The sequence below is a fragment of the Luteolibacter sp. Y139 genome (genome assembly GCF_038066715.1).
Classification (GTDB): Bacteria; Verrucomicrobiota; Verrucomicrobiia; order Verrucomicrobiales; family Akkermansiaceae; genus Haloferula; species Haloferula soli.
In genome coordinates, this window is record NZ_JBBUKT010000019.1 from 1 (window position 1) to 18,632 (window position 18,632).

An 18,632-nucleotide genomic window follows, 5' to 3' on the forward strand; every position below is an offset into this window, starting at 1 on the left:
CTTGTCCTTGCCGCCGGAGAGCACCAGCTCTTCCTTCTTCTTCTCCTTGTCCTTGTCGGGGCAGTCATCCTTGTCCTTGTCCTTGCCGCCGGAGATCACGAGCTCCTCCTTCTTCTTCTCCTTGTCCTTGTCGGGGCAGTCGTCCTTGTCCTTGCCACCGGAGATCACGAGACCCTCCTTCTCCTTCTTCTTGTCCTTATCCTTGTCGGGGCAATCGTCCTTGTCCTTGTCCTTCTCACCGGAGATGACAATGCCACCGGTCACGGCGAGTTCTTCCTTCTTCTCCTTGTCCTTGCCTGGGCAATCATCCTTTTCCTTGTCCTTGCCGGCAATCGTGGCGGCGGAGGCGAGACCGGCGGAAAAAACTCCGGCGAGGGCAGCGGCCACAAGGGCGTTCGAGGCTTTCATCTGGGTTGGTTGGTTTGGTGTGGTTTTGCAGCGGATTTCGGGACGCGCGCGTCCCAGCGCCAGACGGTAAGATTCCCTGCCCTCCGGATTATTCCAGAGATTTTCGTGTCCCGATGCTGACGAATTCGTTCCGCAGAGAAAAGGCTTCGCCTCCCGCCATCCACTGCGCCAGCTTCGCACCATCATGGTCGTGCGCCCTTTAAACCCCGGCGAGGTGGATGCTGTTGCAGAGCTGATCCACCGCTCCACCAATGAATGGTACAAAAAATCCCTCGGACGCGAAATTTTCAGCGGCCGGCCCCGCGATTGCCGGATTTTCCCCGAGACCTACGAGTCCCTCGACCCCGGCTGCGGCCTGGTCGTCGAGCTGGAGGGAAAACTCGCCGGCGTCTGCTTCTACCACCCGCGCGAAACCCACGTCGGCCTCGGAATCATGGCCGTCGCCCCGGAATTCTCCCGGCAAGGGATCGCCCACATGCTCTTGGCAAAGGTCATCATCGAGGCCGGCAAGCTGCCGATCCGCCTGATCTCCAGCGCCATGAACCTCGACTCCTACTCCCTCTACACACGGGCGGGATTCGGTCCGGTCATGGTCTATCAGGACATGCACCTCCCCACCGACGCCCCGCTGCCGCCGCTGACCGCTACCAGCGGCACCGTCCGGGTCGCGACCACCGCCGATCTCTTCCCGATGGTGGACCTGGAGGAAAACCTCTCCGGCATCCGCCGCGCCAAGGACCTCGCCCATTTCATCCAGAATCAGGGCGGCCACTGGCACACCATGGTCCATCGCGACACCTCGGGGAAAATCGATGGCTGGCTCGCCTCCGTCGATCACGCCGGCTGCCGCATGATCGGCCCCGGCGTCATGGCAGATGACATGGTCGCCCTCGCCCTGCTCCACGCCCAGCTCGCCGTCCCGCGCGGCGGCTACCCCATCTTCCTAGTGCCGACCCACGAGTCCGACATGATCGCCGAACTCTACCGCTGGGGCGCCCGGAACCTGGAACTCCACTTCACCCAAGTCCGCGGACCCTACTCGCAACCCGCAGGCCTGGTCATGCCCAGCTTCCTGCCGGAGAGCAGCTAACGACTGGCTGCGAGACCTTCGCGCCAAGCGATGAAGCGCTTGAAATCGGAGCACTTCGTCGTCCAGCGATAGAAGAGACTTCCCGAAGCGATTGACTCGAGAGGCCTAGGCTGACGTCGGCCTCTCTTGGGAAAAAACGGCGGGACCAATTCAATCCGGTTCTCGAAAACCTCGAAGAACGCCTTTCTCCAAGTAACGACTGCCCCCACGAGGAAGAAAGCTCCGGAAGGAAACAAAACCCAGGGAGGCAAAAATACGACCGCCCTGACCGCCTCCACCATCATCACGGACCCTGTGCAGATTAGGCCCAAGGAGTAGCGGAGACTGTAGCGCACCTGCATCACCGCCGCGCCGGCCACATTCGCGACCGGTTCACTGCACTGGGGCGGTTGGTAAGGGTTCAATGCACCGACTTCATCGCATTGCCGCGCCGGTGGCAATCTCCTTGAGGTTCAAGAACCAGACCTCACCGAATCAATCCCTCGCGCCAAGCCACGAACCGGTTGATATCTTCACGCCTCGCCACCAGCCGGTGGAGAAGAATCGCAAGCTTACCCATGGACGTGAGCGGCTTGGCACGCCGCCATCTGGGGAAGACGGGCGAGAGGAACTCGAGCCTGTCCTCGAACACTTCGAGATACACCTTCTTCCGGCAGATCACCGCCAACGCGAAGTGAGCGACGCCAGCAACGACAAGCAAGAGGGTGACAGGCTTCATGAACACGGTGGTCGATTTCGCAAGCCCATCCATCACGACCGCCAAAGCCACCGAGACAAGGCCTGAGAAAACGAACAGCAGCGAGTACTGCAGCCCATACCTCACCTGCATCACGGGCACCTCACCGGCGACCGCAGCCGGTTCACTACACTGCGGCGGCTGGTAGGGATTCAATGCACCGACTCCATCTCATCGACGGATGGATGGCAATCTTCCGCTGGTGCTCGGCCTCCCTAACAGAAGGCCATCACTTGAACAGATCCGCCCCCATCTTCTCGTCCCTGTCGGCCGGGAAGACCGGCACGTTGTTCCACTCGAATTCCCAGTTCGGGAACTCTTTCACCACGCGCGTCTTCGTCTTCTCGCTGATCGGCTCGGTCGTGAAGAGCGGCAGGATCTTCGCGCCATTGGACATCGTGCGGTAAGTGCCGCCCTTCTCCTCCACCATCAGCACGAAGCCCACCTTGCCACCCGGCCGCTCGCCGATGGCGATGTCCAGCTCGACCTTCTCGCCCTTCTTGAACTTGACCCAATCACCGGTGACCAGCGGGCAACCTGTTAGAGGAGTGCCGCCGGAGGATTCCACCGGTTCATCCGGCTTCCAGCGTCCCATCACCGCTTCGCGAATGTCCGGCCAGCCATTGATCATGCGCGGCCTCCCTTTGACGAAGACGCTGATGTAGTCATCCCCCACCCCGAGGAAGCGGATGGTGATGTCGCGGTCCGATACCACATTGCCGTGGTAGTGGATCAGCCAGCCCGACGGCTTCACCTTGTCCGCCACGTTGAAGTACTTCGGCGCGGCATCGGCATCGGTGAGCGAGCTCGCGATCTGGCTGAGATAGAGCGGATCCGGAGCCTCGAAGTACTTCTTGAAAGCCGTCGGACGGAAATCCGAATTCTGGATATCATTCACCCGCTCCGTGTAGTGATCCCGGTTTGCGGTGTCGTAGTCCTTCACCGGCTTGCCCTGGCGGGTCTGCTTGAAATCGTAAAAGCGTCCGGGCAAGGCGCCGGCCACCTGCTGCTTGCTGCCGAAGGGCGAGGTATCCACGAAGCCCTTCCCCACGCCCGGCCCGGAGCCCGGACCCGTTCCGGTGCCCATGCCAGTCCCGATCCCACCGCCCTTGCCTCCACCCGAGCCGCCGCCTTCACCCGAGCTGACATTGGCCGAGGGCATGCCCACGTCCATCACCTCGGTCGACGAATCGGGCAGCACGAAATTGCTGGTCGCACCGGCCACGGTGATCCGCCGCGACGTCGCAGGAGCCATTGCACGCGCCTTCGTCTGGACCTTTGATGGAGCCGCTCCCTTGTTACCCCCGCCGCCGCCCCCAGGCAGGAAGTCGGGCACCTCTTCCTTCGGAGCATCGATCCATTTGTAGAAATAGAAGATCGCAAGCAGGATGAAGATCCCGTGGACCAGCAGCGAGATGGAAAAGGCACCCCAGCCAAAACGCCTCTGCTTTTTGGCCGGCTCTGACGGGGAGGAGGAATTGTCGTCGTACATGATGGCATGGCGGACTGCCTCCGCCGTTCGCCATCATGAACGCACCACTCGATCCCTTCTTGGAACAAATGGCACCGAATCGCAAACTTCGATCAGATAAAATGGATTTGATACTTCAAACCACACTCTAACGATTCTTATCACAGCTCACCGGACAGTTGCCCCGGAGAGTCGCGGGTTACTTGAAAAGATCCGCACCCAACTTCCCGTCCTTCGCCACCGGGAAAACCGGCACCTTCTCCCACTCGAATTCCCAATTCGGGAAACCCTTCTTCACGCGCTCACGGGTCTGATCGCTGATCGGCTCCGTGGTGAAAAGCGGCAGCACCTTCTGGCCATTGGGCATGGTGCGGTATTGCACATCCTTCTCTTCCACCATCAGCACGAAGCCGACCTTGCCGCCCGGGCACTCGCCGATGCCGATGTCGAATTCGGCCTTCTCACCCTTCTTCAGCTTCACCCATTCGCCCCTCGTCAGCGGTCCTCCCGGCAATGGCGTTGGAGCGGATTCGTCGATCGTCTCCGCGGGCTCCCACTTGCCGACGAGATGCGGACGCACGCCCGGCCACGCCGCGATGAGCTTGCAGCGGCCCTTCACGAAGGCCCCCAGATAGTCGTCACCCGTGCCGACGAAACGGAAGGTCACATCGCGGTCGCAGATGACTTCGCCGTGGTAGTGGACCAGCCAGCCCGACGGCTTCACCTTGTCCGCCACATTGAAGAACTTCGGCCCCGCGTCCGCATCGGAAAGCGGGATCGCGATCTGCGTGAGATAGAGCGTGTCCGGAGCCTCGAAGAACTTCCGGAAAGCAGTCGGCCGGTAGTTGTGATCCTGGATGTCCATGACGCGGCTGCCGAAGTCCTCGTAGCGCGTCACCACGTAGTCTTCCACCGGCTTGCCTTGGCGGGTCTGCTTGAAATCGTAGAACCGCCCCGGCATCGCACCCGCCACCTCCTGCTTGCTGCCGAAGGGTGACGTATCGACAAAGCCCCGTCCCGTCCCCGGACCGGAACCCGGACCCGTGCCCGTTCCCATGCCAGTCCCGATCCCGCCGCCCTTGCCACCACCGGATCCGCCGCCTTCACCCGAGCTGACATTGGCCGAGGGCATCCCCATGTCCATCACCTCGGTCGAGGAGTCAGGCAGCACGAAATTGCTGGTCGCACCGGCCACGGTGATCCGCCGCGACGTCGCGGGAGCCATGGCACGGGCCTTCGTCTGCACCTTCGAGGGAGCCGATCCCTTGTTTCCGCCGCCGCCACCACCCGGCAGGAAGTCCGGCACCTCTTCCTTCGGAGCATCGATCCACTTGTAGAAGTAGAAGATCGCCAGCAGGATGAAGATGCCGTGGACCAGCATCGAGATGGAAAAAGCACCCCAGCCGAACCGGCTCTGTTTCTTGGGAGGTTCGGACTGGGTCGTGAAATTGTCGTCGTACATGATGGCATGGCGGACTGCCTCCGCCGTTCACCATCAGGAACGCACCAGCCTGTGTTTTCTTTGAAACACGTTTGGTTTTACGCACACAGCGGCGCGCACAGCCTCATGATCGCCGGATCGATCTGATACTTCGAGTCGACCACCGTGTGGATCGGCAGGTTGCCGAAGGTGCCGTCACGATAGACCATGATCGAATTCGTCTGGCCCGCGTGCAGCGAATCCACCGCCGCCACCGCGAACTTGTACGCCATGATGCGGTCATGCACCGTCGGCGAGCCGCCGCGCTGCACGTGGCCCAGCACCGTCAGCCGCGCCTCCATACCGATCGCGTCGTTGATGTAGCGCGTCGTGTACTCGGCCATCTTGGTGCCTTCCGCCACGATCGCGATGATGTGGTCGCGCCCCTCGTGCTTGATCTCGTGCTTCAGCTTCGCGCCGATCTTTTCGAGGTCATAGGGAATCTCGGTCGTCAGGCAGAGTTCCGCCCCGCAGGCCAGCGCGCTGACCATGGCGAGATAGCCGCAGTGGCGGCCCATCACCTCGATCACGAAGGCACGGGAGAAAGACGTCGCGGTATCGCGAATCGAGTCCACCGATTGGCGGATCATGTTCAGCGCCGTATCCACCCCGAGGCAGTAGTCGGTGCCCGCGATGTCATTGTCGATCGTCGCCGGGATCCCGGCGAAGGGCACGCCGAAGTCGCTGTAGAATTGATTCAGCGCGCGGAACGAGCCGTCGCCGCCGATCACGACCAGCTTCTTAATGCCACGCTTCTGCAGGTTCTCGTAGGCCTTGCGGCGGAACTCGATGTCAAAGAAGCGCGTCGACCGCGACGAGCGCAGGAAGGTGCCCCCGCGGTGAAGGATGCCCGAGAGCAATTGGGGAGTCGATTCGACGATCTTGTCGTCGATCAGTCCGCGCAGGCCGTCATAGACCAGCCACGGCTTGTAGCCGCACATCGCCGCGTAGTCGGCGGCACATTTCACGGCGGGGTTCATACCGGCGGAATCGCCGCCGGAGGTAAAAATCGCTAGGCCTTCACTCATCGGGGTGCGGGCGGAGAGAAAGGGACCGCCCGGGGCGTGGCAAGCACGGGTTATGCCCGGCCCACCATGCAGCTTGCACCTCCCGCGCGCCGGACCGGCGCAGGATGCACCATCGGCAGGCCGGAATATCCACCGCCCGCCCGGCCACTTTCACTGAAAATCAATTCCTTGCAGCAGAACCGGGGGCTTGGCCGGCATCCTGCGATACACATTCTCAACCAAACGTAGGACGCCATGCTTCACTGGACCATCACCTTTCTGATTCTGGCCTTGGTCGCCGGACTTCTTGGATTCACGGGCTTGGCAGGCGCCTCCTACCAGATCGCACAGATTCTCTTCGTCGTCTTCCTCGTTCTGCTCGTGGTCTCGTTCCTCAAGGGCGGACTCAAGGGAAGCCCTCGATAACCAAAAATTTTCACCCCCGCCGGATGACGAACAAACGTATGATCATAAATGCCTTGGGGGACATCCAGACCCTCCGGCAGATGGCTCATACAAAGAAATCTCCGGCAAAAATGACGACCTACGACGTTGGATTGGTAGGGGCAGTCGCCGATCAAACCGGCAGCACCACCCCCTAGCGAAGGTCGACTACGAAAGATTTGCTGCAGTTAACGCTGTAGCGGGGCGGGCGCTCGGGGAGGGGTGCCCGCCCCAACTTTTTTTCTGGATGAAGCAAAGAAGCCGGACCCTTCCGATGAGCAGCGCCATCACGCTGCTGGCCCTCTCCTTCTCCACCGTCGCCCACGCCGACCGCAAGAGTCCCCTGCCCGACTGGGGCGAAGGCTACCTGACCTTCTATTTGGACAATGACCTCTTCGCCCACACCGACCGCGACTACACGAATGGCGCCCGCCTCTCGTGGATCTCGGACGACCGGGAAATCAAGGACCTCGGCTCCGTCCAGCGCCTGCTGAGATCGTTCTCGGGCGATGAAGACAGCTTCCAGCTCTTCCAGAAGCTCACCGGCTTCAAGGACTTCGAGAAGGTCCGCTACAACTACGGCTTCTCCCTCACCCAGCTCATGTACACCCCGGAACAGGCCGCACCCTACGTGCAGCCGCCAGGGGAACGCCGCTACGCCGGCTGGGCCGCCCTCGGCTTCTCCCTTCATGCCAAGGACGAGAACGTCCTGAACTCGGTGGAACTGCTGCTCGGCACCACCGGCTCGAATTCGCTGGCGGAGAATGCCCAGGACTTCATCCACAGCATCCGCGGCTTCGATAAGTTCAATGGCTGGGACTACCAGATCCCCAACGAGATCACCGCCGACCTCAGCTTCGTCCAAAAGCGCCGCTCGAACCTGCTCAGGGACGACCAGGGAGTATTCCAAATGGACGGCCTCACCGAGTGGGGCGGACGCCTCGGCACCTTCCGCACCGCCGCCCACGTCGGCACCTTCTTCCGCGCCGGCTATCATCTGCCGCCGGACTTTTCCGATCCCCGGCTCTCGGAAACCGCCTACTCGAACCTCTATTTCCGCGGTGCCGACGACTACCCCGGCCACTGGTCCATCTATGCGCTCTTCGGCGGCACCGCCCGGGCGATCGCCTACGATGCCACGCTCGATGGGCCCATGTTTCATGACTTCGACACCGGCAGCACCCGCGAGCCCTTCGTGGCGGAGGTCTTCTGCGGCGCTGGCATCCGCTACCGGCAGGCGGAGCTGAGCTACGTTCACACGTGGCGCACGCAGGAATACGAGCAGCAGCGCGAACAGTTCGCGAGCTTCGGCTCCGTGGCGGTGCGCGTGCGATTCTGAATTGTCCCGCCAGAGTCATGCGTCCATCTTCCCCGCATGACTCGTCCCCTCCGGCTCGCCCTTGCCCTCATCAGCCTTTCGCTCCCCCTCTCCGCGGACGATGCGGCCGAGCTCGCCAAGCTGCGCTCCCTGGTGCGCGAGCATGCCGCGGGAATGAACTTCTCCAGCGTGAAGTCCCAGGGCGGCAAGGTCTTCAACGACGTGATCGTGACCAAGGTGACCGAGACCTCCGTGACCTTCCATCACGAGAAAGGGGAAGCGACCTTGGAGGCGGACGACTGCCCCACGGTATGGGCCGAGCTTTTCGGCTTCGGCACCAGCACCGAAACCACCGCCCCTGCTGAAACGCCGAAGCCCTCGCTCGCCAAGCCCGCCGACACCGCCGTGGCGGAGGCCATCGCCGTCATCGAAGGCGACAAGGGCACCGGCACCGGCTTCTTCGGCCGCGATGGCGAGCAGACCTATCTCTACTCCGCCGCCCACGTGCTCTCGGGAAATTCCCGGCTCAAGGTGAAGCTGCGCAATGGCACGCTCGTCACGAAATTCGGCCAGCTTGAAGCCGCTGAAGGAGGCGACCTGATCCGCCTGCCGGTCAATGAGCCGGTGCCAAAGGTGCTCGAAATCGGTGCAGCCTCGGGCGTCTCCAAGGTCGGCACACCCATCCTCGCCTCCGGAAATGCCGCAGGTGCCGGCACCGTCGGCTTCGAGCAGGGCAAGATCCTCGGCGTCGGACCCGAGTCGATCGAGATCGATGCCCAGGTCATCCAGGGCAACAGCGGCGGCCCCATCATCCACGGCGAAACCCATCAGGTCCTCGGCGTGGTGACCCACCTCACCGCCGAGCGCAAGGACCTGTGGGCGAAGGGCACCCGCTTCGCCGATGTCCGCCGCTTCGGCTGCCGCGTCGACCGCACCTGGCAATGGAAGCAGGTGCCCGTCGATGTCTTCTTGAAAGAGGGCAAGGCCGTCCAAGCCATCCACGATCAGTCGGAGCTCATGATCGCGGCCATGCAGCCCGACAAATGGAAGGACGAGATCTTCCAGACACAGAAGGACAATCCCCTGTCCCGCGACATCGTCGCGCTCCAGGGCTGGATCACCCAGCAGCAGAGCGGCCAGCGCTTCAGCGAGATGGACCGCAAGAAGCGCCTGCGCGGCATCTTCGACGGTGCCCGCCACCGCTCGAAGGCCCAAATGGCGGAGTTCAAGTGCGATGGCTTCACCTGGTTCCACCGCGAGAGCGGCCAGCAGGAAATCAAGACCCGCCAGGAAATCGACAAGGCCTACGAAAGCGCCGTCAACGACATCCGCTAGAGCGAACCCACGCGATCGCGTAGGTAGCCCTAACGATTCCGGAATTGACCCTTAAGGGTATTCCCGTAGTCTCCCGGCGCCGCCCGGCCTCCCCCGGCGACCAAGGCAATCCCCCCCTGCCGGAATGCAACCAGAATCACCACGCCGTCTTTCCCCGGTCGGCCTCCTTGTCGAAAGTACTGGAGGCCCATGGTTGCATCCCTGTCCGTCGCGCTGTCGCGTGCACGCTTTCCTCCCTCCCCGATCCTAGTCTGCTGCTAACGGATCGTGGTCCTTGCCCTTCACCCTCACCCCTGCAAGACCCCGATGAATCAACGAAAACGTGTGATGGCCATCGCTTCCGGCGGTGGCCACTGGGTTCAGTTGCGCCGCATCATGCCCGCTCTCGATGGCATGGATGTCTTCTACGTGAGCCTCGATCCCTCGCTGGCCGCGGACGTGCCCGGCCACGACTACTACACCATCCGCGATGTCTCGCGGCGTGACCGCTTCGGCATCCTCGTCGTCGTCGCCCAGCTCATGAAGATCCTTTTCAAGGAGCGCCCGAAGGTGGTCATCACCACCGGCTCGCTCCCCGCCCTGATCGCCATGGTGCTCGCCAAGTACCTCTTCGGTGCCAAGACCATCTGGATCGATAGCATCGCCAACGCCGAGAAGCTCTCGGCCTCGGGAAAGAAGGCCGGCAAGGTCGCCGATCTCTGGCTCACGCAGTGGCCACATCTGAGCGGACCGGATGGTCCACAACATTGGGGGGCCGTACTGTGATCTTCGTTACCGTAGGATCCATGTTTCCCTTCGACCGCCTGATCCGCGTCATGGACGAGTGGACGGCAGCCCAAGGCCGCACCGACGTCTTCGCCCAGATCGGCAACGGCACCTATGAGCCGAAGCACATGAAATGGACGCGCAAGCTCGACCAGCTCGACTTCGCCAAGACCGTCCAGGACTCCGAGCTCATCGTCGCCCACGCTGGCATGGGTTCCGTCATCATGGCGGACCAGTATGCCAAGCCCATCGTGCTGCTCCCCCGCATTCAGGAACAGGGCGAGCACACCACCGATCACCAGATCGCCACCGCTGCATGGCTTCGCGGCAAACCCGGCATCCATGTTGCTGACACCGATGCCGACCTCCCGCCGTCCATCGAACTCGCCTTCGCCACCGCCCGCGATACCTCGGGCAAGTGGGCCTCCGCCGCCAATCCCGAGTTCCTGACCAAGATCCGTCAATACGTTCTCGATTCTCTCTAACACCCCCCCTCATGATCAAATTAGGAGTAGTCGGTTTGGGAAAAATGGGCCTGTCCCATTTCTCCATCGTCAATGCCCACCCGGATACCAAAGTCACCGTCTGCGATGCCACCGGCTTTGTCGTGGATGGCCTGGTGAAGTACACCAAGGTGAACGCATACAAGGACTTCGACGATCTGCTCGAAAAAGAGCCGCTCGATGCCGTGATGATCGTCACGCCCTCGAAGATGCACGCCGGCATGGTCCGCAAGGCCTTGGAAAAGGGCCTGCACGTCTTCTGCGAGAAGCCTTTCTGCCTCGATTGGAAGGACTCGGAAGAACTCACCAAGCTCGCCGAGGAAAAGGGCCTCGTGAGCCAGGTCGGCTACCACTACCGCTACGTCGGTGCCTTCCAGGAAATGAAGCGCGTTGTCGATAGCGGCGCGCTCGGCGAGATCACCCACGTCCTCGCCGAAGCCTATGGCCCCGTCGTTCTCCGCCCGAAGGGCTCCACCTGGCGCACCCAGCGTGCCGAAGGCGGCGGCTGCCTCTATGACTACGCCGCTCACGCGATCAATCTCGTGAACTGGTACTTCGGCGAGCCGTCCGGCGTTTCCGGCACCGTGCTGAATAGCATCTTCTCCGCCGACACCGACGACGAGGTTTATAGTACTCTGCTCTACCCCTCCGGCATGAGCGCCCACCTCTCCGTGAACTGGAGCGATGAATCCCAGCGCAAGATGTCCACCCGCATCACCATGACCGGCACCAATGGCCGCATGTATGCGGACCGCCAGGAGTGCCAGCTCTACCTCCGCGAGCCGGTGGCCGCACTGCCCGAATACCAGAAGGGCTGGAACGTCCGCTACACCACCGACCTCACCAAGGAAGTGAACTTCTACCTTCGCGGCGAGGAATACTCCGCGCAGATCGATGACTTCGTGAAGGCCATCATCCAGAAGCGTGTGAACACCAACAACACCTTCCGCGAAGCCGCCGCGACCGACAAGACGATCGCCATGATCATCGCCGACAAGGATCGCTCGCCTTCGAATTCGCGCGCCACTCCCGTCGTCGCCGCCACCAAAAAAGGTTGGTTCAGCCGCAAGTAAACTTCCCTCCCTCACCCCCACCCCATGGACAATCTACTTTTCGGCGACAACCAGTTCTTCGGCGTGAATCACATGTCGGAGGAGAAGGCCCGGGCGCAGCAAATGCAGTTCCAGAACACCTCCGCCATCATCGACGTGCTCGATGCCGCGTACGAGGAAGGTGTGAAGACCTTCATGTGCACCACGCACGACCGCATCTCGGAGATCTGCGACCACGTCCGCGCCAACCCGGCCAAGTACGAGGGCTTCCAGTTCTACCCCTGCATGCCCTACGCCCACAAATACAACAACGCCGTCACCGAGCACGGCATGCTGGGCGCACTCAATCAATTCCTCCCCGACGACGGCCTGTTCAAGACCGCGCTCAAGGGCGGCATGGCAGTGGCGAAGAAGGACGTCGAAGGCCTCGCTACCATCCTCATCGACATGGAGATGAAGATGTTCAAGGGCCTCTCCACCCCCGTCATCTTCCTCCAGAACGTCGTCGTCGACCTCCTGTTAGGCATGGGCTTCTACGACGCCTTCAAGATCTTCCACGATCACGTCCGCGCCAAATACAACGCGGAAGCCGCCTACATCACGATGAACATGCCGATGCTGTTGGACGCCCTCGAAAGCGTCGGCATCGAGAACCCGATCATCTGCTCGAACATCAACAAGATCGGCTTCCGCATGTGCGGTGGCTTCGACAAATACGTCGAAACCCTCCGCGACCGGAAAGTCCGCGCCATCGCCATGTCCGTCTTCGCCTCCGGCGCCCTCAAGCCCGACGAAGCCATCAAGTGGGTCTCCGAGCTCCCGAACCTCAAGTCCATCTGCTTCGGCGCCTCCAGCCGCCGCAACATCCGCAGCACCCGCGAGCTCGTGGACAAATACTTCCCCGTCCCCGCCGCCGTCTAAGTCAGCCGCATCAGCCTCTTCCAAATCAAAACACGACCCCGGGCAACCAGGGTCGTGTTTTTTTCTTTCTGCGCACTCCATCATTGCCGCCTCCCGCGCACACCACGTCTTGCACCCATTCCCACGCCACCTAGCCTCGCCGGAATGCCTCCCCGCCCGGTCTACCACTGGAAATCCTTCTGGATCGGCAGCCTGATGGTGGCATTCCTCGCCTGGGCGTGGCGGGATTCGATGTACTTCAGCTCCCATCTGAAGTGGGGTGAATTCGACGCAGGCAACGGTGCCGGTGGCCTTTATGTCTGGCGACATGGCTCCGCCCCGCGATCGGGCTCTCGCCCTCCACCGGAGTGGACACGATCGGAATGGCCCGACGATTTCAGGAAGTCCATCGCACCATCCGCGTTCGTCGCTCCGCTCATCTGCCGGGGCAGAGACCTCAGCTTGGAAGACCTCGATCCCAACGTAGCCGAACCTCCTGCCCTGCGCGATAAATTGGAATTTATGATCCGCTACGGCCACCGGGACTACTGGGCCATCTTCCTACCTCACTGGCTGGTCCTGCTCGTCATCGCGGCCCCATGGTCAGGCTTTCTGGTCTGGCGAGTTCTCAAGCAACGAAGGCATACCGAATCCAATCAGTCGCATTGAAACAAAACGGCCCGTCCCCACGAATGGAGGACGGGCCGATGAGATCAGGCGCACTTACTCCGGCAACGGCTCGAAGATCAGCACCACGAACTTCTTCGCTCCGGTGATCGGCACCTGGACCACATAGTGATCCCGCTGCTCCGCCGGCATCACCGCGATTTGCTCCGGCGTCAGCGTGAGGATCCGGTTACCAACGGCCGCAATGTCGACCAGGTTGTTGCTCGCCTGCAGGTAGTAGGTCCCGCCCGCCTTCAGCTCCGGACAGACGATCTGGATCGACGTCGCTCCCAAGGTGCTCATCAGGCGGAAGGTCAGATCATCGCGCGGATCGCTCGGATCCATGCCCAGGCGGAACTCCGCGAAGTTGTCCAAGCCACCGTGATCGGAATCCGCGGACGTCTGCCCGGCCAGGCCATGGGCCGTCAGCCAATCGGTAAACCCAAGCGTCGTCTTCGTGACCGTCGCCGGCGTGGAAAGGCGGCCTGCAGCGTCCTTGGCCCGCACCTCGAAGGTATAGGCAGTCCCGCTGGCAAGTCCCGTAACGCTGTAGCCCAGCGTCGTCACCGTGGCGACCGGCGCCTCTTGCCCGCTACGATGAATCTCGTAGCCCGTCACGCCCACGTTGTCCGTGGCCGCGGTCCACGACAGATTGACCGCCGCGTAGTCCGCTTCCGCCGTGAGATTGCCAGGAGGCGTCGGATTCTCGCTATCGGACAGCGTCGCGATCGTGAGCGACGCGGGAGGCGATACATTGTTCGCCTCGTCAATCGCCACCACCTGATAGTGATACTCGATGCCGACTTGCAGGCCGGTGTCGTTGAAGCTCAGCCCGGTCGCCGTGCCGACGACATTGCCATTCCGGCTGATCCGGTAGCGATCGACGCCAGAGCCCACCGGGTCCGTCGACGCCAGCCACGTGAGCTGGATCGAGTTCATGTCCGGCGTGCCGGCCAAGTCGCCAGGCGTGGTCGGTGCGACCGTATCCGGATCGGTGGTGGCAGAGACCGTGGCAGCGGCTGAGATATTGTCGCGCGCATCCAGGGCCCGGACCTGATAGGAATAGGCCGTATTCGGATCCAGATCGTCATCATCGTAGCTCGTTCCCGAGATGGTGGCGATCGCGTGTCCGTCGCGGCTCACTTGATAGCTCGTCACTCCGACATTGTCGAAGGGCGCGGTCCACGTGAGATGGATCGCGGTGACGAACTTCTGAGCTGCAAGATTCACCGGAGCGCCCGGCGCCGCCGTATCGAGGTCCGTCGTCACCGGAAGCGTCGCCGCAGCGGATTCATTGCCCGACGTGTCGATGGCGATCACCTTGTAGGTGTAGGCAGTCCCGTCAGCGAGGCCGGTATCCTGGTAGGACAGCCCTTCCACCGTCGCGAGCACGATCGCGCCCCGCATGATCCTGTATTCATCCACCGCCACGTTGTCCGTGGACGCAGCCCACGTCAGGGCCACCGTCGTCTCCGTCGGATCGGCTGCCAGCGAACCGGGGACCGACGGTGACGTCACGTCCGGATCGGTGGTGGTATTGATCTGTGCTTCCGGGGAAAGATTCCCCGCATCGTCCACCGCGGCCACCCGGTACAAGTAAGCCGTGGCAGGATCGAGACCGGTGTCCGTGTAGCTGTTTCCCTGCACCGTCGCCACCACCTGCGTGCCGCGCCGGATGCGATAGCCGGTGACGCCCACATTGTCAGTGGAGGTGCCCCACGTCAGGGCCACCGACTGGATGTTGGGATCCGCCGCCAGATTCGGCGGCTGGGTCGGAACGATGGTATCCGGCACCACCGCCAGTGAAAGCGGCGTGCTCGCACGGCTTCCCTTGCCAAGCCGGCCCTTGCCCGTCTTGAAAATCGGATCCGCGGAATTAGCCGGAATCGAAACCTGCACGTTGGTGGCCCCGCTCGAAGGTGAAATACGAGCCACATAGTAGTAACCCGAGCCACGCAGCTTCTGCACCGTGCCACCCGTGACCACGATATCCGACGCCGCGAAATTCTCGACTTCCATGTCGAAGACGATCGTCACGTCGAAAGGCCCCATGACCTGCGCGGTAGGCCCGGCGACTTGCACGCGGGCGGGCCGCTTGTTGTAGCCAGGATTGAATTCCTGCGCGGTCGCGACGTTCGGCCAGGTGCCGGCATCCCACGTGGTCCACGTCGTGCCATCCACGCTGTAGTCCACCTGATACTGGAAGATGCGGCCATCTTCCGAGGTGAGACGCGGGAAGTACTTGTAGCCCCCGACCTCGCGCGCGGCACCCAGATCGAAGACCAGGTAGTGCGGATGGTTCGGCGCGCTGTTGCCACCGACACTCGGGGACTGCCAGAAATTCGTGGAGGAGCCGTCATTGCCATCCGTGGCTTCCGAGACTTCCGATCCTCCGACCACCTGCCCCGGCTCAAATCCACCGGAGCCGTTCTCACGAAGATAGCTCGCCGTGACCTGGTTCGCCGGGATTCGCTCGCCGTTCGCATCCAGGATCGAGAACTCCGCGACGGCGGCATAGCGGCGGCGCCCGGTGATCGACTTGAGCCTCACGTAGCGCGCCTGCGGACCAGGGCCCATCGACGGCTGGAATTCCGAATCGGTCAGCCCCTGGATGTAGGTTTGCAACGCGGACACACCCTGGGCGTGTACCATGTTCTTCGCCAATGGCGGCATCTGGTCGCCATTCCCGACAGCGGCATCACGGACATACACCGCCGACAGCGACGGATTGCCCGGCTTGATGTAGCGCCCGTTCGCTCCGAGTTCCTCGTAGCGGGTCGGAATGACATTGATCAGATTCTCCTCCACCAGCGAGGTCGCCAGACGCGCATCGAATCCCTCTCCCGGCCCGCCCGGTTGGTGACAGTGAGCGCAGTTCGTATCGATATACGAGTGGATGCGGTGCTCCAGCGGTGCGGTCGTATCGTCGAGCGAGCGCGCCTCCACGGAGTCCTCGATCTGCTGAGTCGTCAGCGTCACATCGAACATGCCCAGCGAGTTGAAGGTATCCAGCTGGTTCGCGATGCGTCCGGTCGACGGATAGTAGATGTTCGAATTCAGCGTCGCCGTCCGCACGCCCAGCGCCTGGCCGGCGACATCGTTGTGGCAGACCAGGCAATTGCCGCGCGAGGGATAGCTCCACGTACGCTGCTCCGTCCCGCTCCCGGTGTTGTAGCTGTAGGTCTCGTCGAGACCGGTCGTCATCAGCGTCGCATCGGTCCCGGCGGCATTCCACTTGTAGGTGATGCCATATTTCCCGCCGCCCGCCGTGCAGATCAGGAAGCGCGTTTCCAAGCGCTTCACCAGGTTCGGATTGTTGGCATCGATCGGCACTTCGAAGTGCTTCACGAACACCGTCCCCGCCGGGAAGGTCCAGCTGCCCTTGGGACTGAAGACGATGTCCTCGGCCGTGGAATTGAAAGCCCCGTCGTTCGGCGCGATGATCCAGCGCCGCTTGTGTGCGCCATCCGACCACAGGGCGTTCGGCACGTCATAGGGAATCACGCCGCCCGCCGGAGTGAGCGTGGCGAGATTCGTGAAGACACCCGTCTGGGAAAGCAGCGTCGGCGGCTCCGCGGACACCACCGGCTCCGCCAGCTTCATGATGCGCCCGCCCGGGTTGTTCACGCCGGCCAGGTCCATCATGTAGATCTCCCCGGCACTGTCGGTGCAGAAATTCGCAAGCCCCTGCTTGGCGGATCCGAAGGCCGTGAGCATTTCCGTCACCACCGGCGAACCGCCGCCACTCGGCACGGTCATGTTCCAGACCCGGCCGCTCATGTTGTCGCCGAAAAGCACCTTGCCGGTCAGGGCAGGCCAGCGCGTGCTGCGATAGCGCATGCCGCCGATGATGCAGGCGTTGCCGGTATTGTCGTGAGGGTAGGTGTAGGTCGGCGGAGTTTCCACATCGACCAGCGTATTCGGGTCGGTGCGGAAGGTACTTTGCTCAGGGCCTTCCTTGTAGGACCACTGGCAGTTGCTGCCTTTCACCACGCGGTCGAGTTCTTCCCAGCTCGTCTGGCCGACATCGCCCACCCAGATTTCACCGGTAGGCGGGTCATAGTGAGCCGCATGCGGGCTGCGCAGGCCGATGGCATAGAACTCCTCGAGCGCGGCACCGCTGGGACTCTGCCAGGGATTGTCATTGGGAATGCCGTAGCCCTGTGAATAGCTGGCTGGCCATCCCGCCGGACGCGCCATCGAGACATTGAGGTAGCTCCACGTCGGATCATCCTGCGGCTGCCGGATGATCGCATGGGAACCCGGCTTGCCCGGATAGTAGTCCACATCGAGCCGCAGGATGCCGGAGAAAAAGCCCATGTTGAGCTTCTGGGCATTGTTGAAGGTATCCGCGCTCGCACCACCGTCTCCGACCGAAATGTGGAGATAGCCCTCGTTGCTGAAGAACATCGCTCCACCCTGGTGGAAGCGGTGCGGATCGAACTGGGACATCATGACCAGCTCGGAATTCGGATCGAGCAGCCCCGTCGCCGGCACCCACGTGAAACGCGAGACCACCCAGTAGCTCGCATCCGGGGTGCTGGTCCCCATCACGCCCTTGCGGCTATAGCAGACGTAGACGTAGTTCTCGCCCACTTGGCCCGCTTGTCCGAACTTCGGATGGAAGACGAGATTGTAGAAGCCCTGGTCCTCCGAAGTCTGCGTCGCAGCTGTTAGATCCAGCACCTTCGTGCGCTGGGCCATGGTGGTCGTGGAGCTCTTTGGCATGCGCCAGATCTCGCCGTTCTTGGCGACCACCAGGAACTGGTTCTGCCCCGGAATCTCCCTGATCACCATCGGATCGACGAAGGTCAGGTTCGGGAAGGCATTGACGACCGACCAGCCCGATGGATCACCGGGAGGAGAGGACGGAAAGACCCCACCGAAGTAGGGGGCTACCGGGACCGGCGCGTCGACGCCGGGAAGAGCACCTTGGGATATCGCCACGCTTCCGAGAAGGAACGACGCGAGCAGACGCAAGCTCCGCAGGTGTGACATTTGGGGGGAATGCACGGGTGCAGTATTTTTTAGGACCAGTGAGTAAGCAAGGGGAATTCTCGAACCTTACGCGATCGCGTAGGTTGTCGACCCGGTGAACAGCAGGAAAACGAGGCGCCACATGGACTCGCGCCACCCTCTCAATCGCAGGATGGCTTGAGCCGTGGTAAAAAAAGGCTGGTTTCGGCCGCTTCTTTTTTTTAAAGGGCGGCGTCCGCGCATGCTTTGCCTAGCATGGACAGTGCCACGCGAATCCCCCCGCAACGCCCCTTCCCCCTCATATCCCGACTCATGAAACGAGTCGGATCACCCCCTGCCCCCCACGGAAATGACCACACCCTCCGGCGATCTTCCGCGAGCCTCACCCTACTGGAACTGCCTTGGTGCCCGGCCTCCGCTTCTGGCGTGATTGATGCTTTCCCGCCACATGGCCTGAAGCGATTCCGTCCGAGCTCCCCC

At 62.2% G+C, this 18,632-nt stretch carries 14 protein-coding genes and 1 pseudogene; 9 read left to right on the forward strand and 6 right to left on the reverse strand.

The features are described from left to right. Positions 1-408, reverse strand: a pseudogene (locus tag WKV53_RS27925) (hypothetical protein); the annotation flags it as partial. A 190-nt stretch (positions 409-598) separates the two neighbouring features. On the opposite strand from WKV53_RS27925, the gene WKV53_RS27930 reads away from it, so the two are divergent. Further along, positions 599-1,498: a GNAT family N-acetyltransferase gene (locus tag WKV53_RS27930; protein ID WP_341408145.1), complete on the forward strand. Its 900-nt coding sequence runs from the start codon at positions 599-601 to the stop codon at positions 1,496-1,498. Positions 1,499-1,964: 466 nt separating this feature from the next. Here WKV53_RS27930 and WKV53_RS27935 read toward each other — a convergent pair whose 3' ends face one another. From WKV53_RS27935 to WKV53_RS27950, 4 genes are all read right to left on the reverse strand, one after another. Continuing rightward, complete coding sequence (locus WKV53_RS27935; protein ID WP_341408146.1) at positions 1,965-2,390, reverse strand: hypothetical protein; 426 nt, start codon at positions 2,388-2,390, stop codon at positions 1,965-1,967. A 73-nt stretch (positions 2,391-2,463) separates the two neighbouring features. Then, positions 2,464-3,726: a hypothetical protein gene (locus WKV53_RS27940; protein ID WP_341408147.1), complete on the reverse strand. Its 1,263-nt coding sequence runs from the start codon at positions 3,724-3,726 to the stop codon at positions 2,464-2,466. A gap of 178 nt (positions 3,727-3,904) precedes the next feature. Further along, positions 3,905-5,167, reverse strand: coding sequence for a hypothetical protein (locus WKV53_RS27945; protein WP_341408148.1), 1,263 nt, complete (start codon positions 5,165-5,167; stop codon positions 3,905-3,907). A 77-nt stretch (positions 5,168-5,244) separates the two neighbouring features. After that, entirely contained in the window at positions 5,245-6,213 is a 969-nt protein-coding gene (locus tag WKV53_RS27950) for a 6-phosphofructokinase (RefSeq protein ID WP_341408149.1), read from the reverse strand. 234 nt (positions 6,214-6,447) lie between these two features. On the opposite strand from WKV53_RS27950, the gene WKV53_RS27955 reads away from it, so the two are divergent. The 8 genes from WKV53_RS27955 to WKV53_RS27990 all read left to right on the forward strand — a co-directional run bounded on the left by WKV53_RS27955 (position 6,448) and on the right by WKV53_RS27990 (position 13,178). Further along, positions 6,448-6,618, forward strand: coding sequence for a DUF1328 domain-containing protein (locus tag WKV53_RS27955; RefSeq protein ID WP_341408150.1), 171 nt, complete (start codon positions 6,448-6,450; stop codon positions 6,616-6,618). Positions 6,619-6,883: 265 nt separating this feature from the next. Next, positions 6,884-7,975: a lipid A deacylase LpxR family protein gene (locus tag WKV53_RS27960; protein WP_341408151.1), complete on the forward strand. Its 1,092-nt coding sequence runs from the start codon at positions 6,884-6,886 to the stop codon at positions 7,973-7,975. Positions 7,976-8,011: 36 nt separating this feature from the next. Then, entirely contained in the window at positions 8,012-9,289 is a 1,278-nt protein-coding gene (locus tag WKV53_RS27965; protein WP_341408152.1) for a S1 family peptidase, read from the forward strand. A 306-nt stretch (positions 9,290-9,595) separates the two neighbouring features. Next, positions 9,596-10,054: a hypothetical protein gene (locus tag WKV53_RS27970; RefSeq protein ID WP_341408153.1), complete on the forward strand. Its 459-nt coding sequence runs from the start codon at positions 9,596-9,598 to the stop codon at positions 10,052-10,054. 20 nt (positions 10,055-10,074) lie between these two features. Continuing rightward, positions 10,075-10,539 carry a glycosyltransferase gene (locus tag WKV53_RS27975; protein WP_341408154.1) on the forward strand — a complete coding sequence of 155 codons (465 nt, stop codon included), beginning with the start codon at positions 10,075-10,077 and terminating at the stop codon, positions 10,537-10,539. An 11-nt stretch (positions 10,540-10,550) separates the two neighbouring features. Beyond that, positions 10,551-11,630, forward strand: a complete 1,080-nt coding sequence (locus WKV53_RS27980; RefSeq protein ID WP_341408155.1) for a Gfo/Idh/MocA family protein — start codon at positions 10,551-10,553, stop codon at positions 11,628-11,630. A gap of 24 nt (positions 11,631-11,654) precedes the next feature. Continuing rightward, positions 11,655-12,530, forward strand: a complete 876-nt coding sequence (locus WKV53_RS27985) for a hypothetical protein (RefSeq protein WP_341408156.1) — start codon at positions 11,655-11,657, stop codon at positions 12,528-12,530. A gap of 144 nt (positions 12,531-12,674) precedes the next feature. Then, on the forward strand, positions 12,675-13,178 hold the full coding sequence (locus WKV53_RS27990; protein WP_341408157.1) for a hypothetical protein: 504 nt from the start codon (positions 12,675-12,677) through the stop codon (positions 13,176-13,178). Positions 13,179-13,232: 54 nt separating this feature from the next. Here WKV53_RS27990 and WKV53_RS27995 read toward each other — a convergent pair whose 3' ends face one another. Then, positions 13,233-18,173: a fibronectin type III domain-containing protein gene (locus WKV53_RS27995; RefSeq protein WP_341408158.1), complete on the reverse strand. Its 4,941-nt coding sequence runs from the start codon at positions 18,171-18,173 to the stop codon at positions 13,233-13,235. Between the last annotated feature and the right edge of the window lie 459 nt (positions 18,174-18,632).